Raw genomic sequence first — 3,536 nt, forward strand, 5'->3', positions numbered from 1 at the left:
AATCAATCGAATAAGGCCAAGAAAACGCCAACACACGTTTTATCGAATAACAGTTAATCTCAAGGAGACTTATCAATGGATACTTCACGCATACAACATTACTTAGAAAGTCGTTCAACAACCGGAAAATATGATCCGGCTAAAAAAATCACTGCAGAAACAATCTCTGAATTGGTCAGGCTTGCAACGTACTCACCGTCGGCTTTTAATCTACAAAACTGGAAATTCGTTGCTGTTCATTCCGAAGAGCAGAAATCCAAGTTATGCCAGGCTGCATATGGGCAACAACAAGTTAAAGATGCTTCAGTGACCTATATAGTCTGTGGTGATCTGGAAGGCTACAAAACACTAGAAGACGCGCTTCAACCATCGGTAAGCGAAGGTATCATCACCGAAGAGATCAAGGCAACATGGGTCGGTATGGTGACAGAGTCGCACCAAGACAATTCAGAGCTTCGAAGAGACGAGGCCATTCGCTCAGCTTCACTTGCATCCATGAGCCTGATGTTTGCGGCAGACGAGCAAGGGCTATCCACCGGCGTTGTTGGCGGCTTTGACACTGAGGCGGTTCAATCAGCATTTAATCTGCCATCGTCTATCCTTCCGGTTATGTTAGTTACTGTCGGCTACCCAGCAGAAGGAAACTGGCCGCAAAAAATGCGCAAACCTCTCAATGACGTCCTGGAGATTATTTAAAGTGGAGTACTTGCTTCCAAAGCCAGCTGGGTTGAAATAACAGATAACCTTGAGATTTTTGAGCACAGTCCATCATAGGTATTTAAGGTGAATGATTCTGCTCACTCACCTTAGCTCTGAAGATTTATTGCTTGGGTGGAATTTCTTTGATTGGCTTGGCAGGCGACCCGACACATACTGTGTTGGAAGGCAAATCCTTATTAACAACACTACCAGCCCCAACAACCACATTATCGCCAATCGTCACGCCCGGACACACAGTGACATTGGCACCAAACCACACATCGTTACCTATGGTAATGCTCTTGGCAAACTCCTCGCCAGAAGCCCGCTCAACCGGATCAAGCGGATGCCCGGCAGTCGCTATGACTACCCCAGGTGCCAGCAAGCAGTTATCGCCAATATGAATAGGGGCACAATCAAGGATTGTACAACCATGATTGGTATAAAAGCCTTTACCCGCCTTGATGTTGTAGCCGTAATCACAGTTAAACGGCGATTCAAGGCACGCATCGCTCTCTTGCCCTAATAATTCGCTAATAAGTGCCTGTCGGGTCTCTGGTTGACTCGGGCTAAGGTGATTTAGCTGATGACACAACTCTTTGGCTTTCTGGCGCTCTGCTAGCAACTCGGCATCCCAGGCCTGATACATCAAACCTGACAGCATTTTTTCTTTTTCAGTCATCGTATTTCCGCATTATCCAATACTTAAGTTGCCAATATTATGAAGTTCATGGCCTCTATAATGTGAGAGAAAAACACCACCAGCACACCAAAATATACACCGGATCACATTCCGTGAGATGCCAATTCTCACGCTGTTAATCGAACCAAAGCGCCAGGTAATACACAAAACGAACCTATCTGCATCCGTTATGTATCTACAGTCTCAAAACAGTCTCAAAACAGTCTCAAAGTGCTCATGCTCACACGGAGTTATTTCGCAAACTCACCTTTTAGCCAGTTACGCAACGTCAGCACACTTTCGAGCTTCAGCTTCTCGGCTGTACAAACGAAATAGAACTCTTGATACGGGTTGAGTACTGGCTGACCAACCTGTACCAGCATGCCGTGCTTAATATCATCCCGAACAAACTGCTTATGGGTGATCAATACGCCAAGTCGACGGATCGTTGCCTGCACCGCCTGAATAGATGCGGTAAATGTCAGGTTCTTCTGCTGCTCGGGTATTGGTAATTTCTTGGCCTGGCACCATACCTGCCAGTCATTTTTGCGACGTGGATTGGTTGCGTATATCGCAGGATATCTGGCCAGCAGTTCATCTGGCCTTGGAGGGGTATTCGAACCAATTAGGTGCGGGCTGCAGACCATAATCAGCTCGTCATCACCTAACTTTTCGCAATAATACTCCTGCCACTCATCTGGTTTGCCGTGAAGCAGTGCGACATCAACACCTTCACGGTCCAGATCGAAAGCCTGAATAAGATTAGAGATTCGAATATCAATATGAGGAGCAAGCTGCTGGAAGTCGGACACCCGGGGGATCCACCAGTGAAGTGCCAGCGAGTTGACCATGTTCAAAGTTAGACGATTCCCCTGTCCCTCACGGGCCAGAGATTCGCTGGCCTCGACAATCTGGGTCAGTGCAGGTGCGACCTTGCGGTAATACTTTCGCCCCTCGTGATTCAGCTCAACCCGACGGCCAACGCGGCGAAACAACGGCAGGTTCAGCTGAGCTTCCAGCGCCTTGATGGCCTGGCTGACAGCCGAATGACTCACGCTCAGCACATCGGCCGCCTCTGTCATACTTCCGGTTTCAGCAACGGCAACAAAAGCATAAATAGACTTCAGTGGGATCAGCTTTCTCATATGTAAGTTTTTCTAACAGTTTTGGTTAGTATTATTCGCTTTTTTGCTCAACACAAGCTGACTAGACTGTTTATAGCCCCTGACTGAGCAACTTCGGAATTCCAGTTTTACTTCCGGCGCCTTTCTTTATCACCCGCTAGCTCAGGCAACATCAGATGGAGGACCAGAATGACCACCGACCTACGCCCCGTTTTCTTCATGCTGGCATCGACATTTAGCCTCTCACTAAACGGCTTGCTGGCCAAGCTGCTCAGTGACATGTTTAGCACGGAAGTATTGGGGTTTCTGCGTTTTTTCCTTCCGGCACTGCTGATGCTGCTTATACTTAAGATGACATGCTGGACCATACCGGATCGCGACAACTGGCGAACGATTTTGATCCGTTCGCTCTGTGTTGTCGGCAGTCAGATGTGTTTTCTGATCGCATTGGATACCCTTAGCCTGGTAGAAAGCGTGGTGCTGTTTAGTACTGGTCCCCTTTTTATACCTTTGTTAGAAAAACTGTTACTAAAAACACCAGTCAGAGCCATTACTCTCAGCTGTCTTGCACTCACCTTTACTGGCGTAATCCTTCAGGCAGGTACTCCCACAGGTATCGAACTCCGCCCTGCTCTGCTTATAGGGTTGGCAGCAGGGTTCTTCAACGCCTGCTCCCAAGTGACCCTATTCAAAGGCAGCAAAGGGAGCTTACCAGCAGCAGCCCTCAATGGCTGGTGCTTTCTCATTGCCGGGCTATTGATACTTCCATTGGCTCTTGTTGATATCAGCCGCAATGATTTCACTATTATGCAATCGTCAGCTTCCGAGATTCAGCACCTCGCTTTTCCACTTATCATCTTGCTCACGGCCTGTATCGTCAGTACGCAAATGTTCCGGGCAAAAGCCTACCGCCTGGCACATTCCGGCTCTCAGCTTGCACCGCTTATCTTTACCAATCTGATGTTTGTCGTCATCTGGCAAATTAGCTTTTTTGACCAACAGCTATCCGGGTCAAAGGTCATCGGTATAGG

The 3,536-nt window shown here is 47.9% G+C and carries 4 protein-coding genes; 2 read left to right on the plus strand and 2 right to left on the minus strand.

Annotated elements, in window-relative coordinates; genetic code table 11:
• Nucleotides 1-75 precede the first annotated feature (75 nt).
• Nucleotides 76-696 carry a nitroreductase family protein gene (locus MHN01_RS20550; RefSeq protein ID WP_239413124.1) on the plus strand — a complete coding sequence of 207 codons (621 nt, stop codon included), beginning with the start codon at nt 76-78 and terminating at the stop codon, nt 694-696.
• A 124-nt stretch (nt 697-820) separates the two neighbouring features.
• Here MHN01_RS20550 and MHN01_RS20555 read toward each other — a convergent pair whose 3' ends face one another.
• Both MHN01_RS20555 and MHN01_RS20560 read right to left on the minus strand, forming a co-directional pair.
• Entirely contained in the window at nt 821-1,381 is a 561-nt protein-coding gene (locus MHN01_RS20555; protein WP_239413125.1) for a sugar O-acetyltransferase, read from the minus strand.
• A gap of 251 nt (nt 1,382-1,632) precedes the next feature.
• Nucleotides 1,633-2,526 carry a LysR substrate-binding domain-containing protein gene (locus MHN01_RS20560; protein WP_239413126.1) on the minus strand — a complete coding sequence of 298 codons (894 nt, stop codon included), beginning with the start codon at nt 2,524-2,526 and terminating at the stop codon, nt 1,633-1,635.
• A 168-nt stretch (nt 2,527-2,694) separates the two neighbouring features.
• Between MHN01_RS20560 and MHN01_RS20565 the strand changes: the two genes are divergently transcribed.
• On the plus strand, nt 2,695-3,536 hold an 842-nt coding region (locus MHN01_RS20565), incomplete at its 3' end, for a DMT family transporter (RefSeq protein ID WP_239413127.1).

Source organism: Photobacterium sp. OFAV2-7 (assembly GCF_022347985.1).
GTDB lineage: Bacteria > Pseudomonadota > Gammaproteobacteria > Enterobacterales > Vibrionaceae > Photobacterium.

Excerpts from the sequence above, each read along its gene's own strand:
- MHN01_RS20555 (WP_239413125.1), bottom strand. The coding sequence starts at position 1,381 with ATGACTGAAAAAGAAAAAATGCTGTCAGGTTTGATGTATCAGGCCTGG.
- MHN01_RS20560 (WP_239413126.1), bottom strand. The coding sequence starts at position 2,526 with ATGAGAAAGCTGATCCCACTGAAGTCTATTTATGCTTTTGTTGCCGTT.
- MHN01_RS20550 (WP_239413124.1), top strand. The coding sequence starts at position 76 with ATGGATACTTCACGCATACAACATTACTTAGAAAGTCGTTCAACAACC.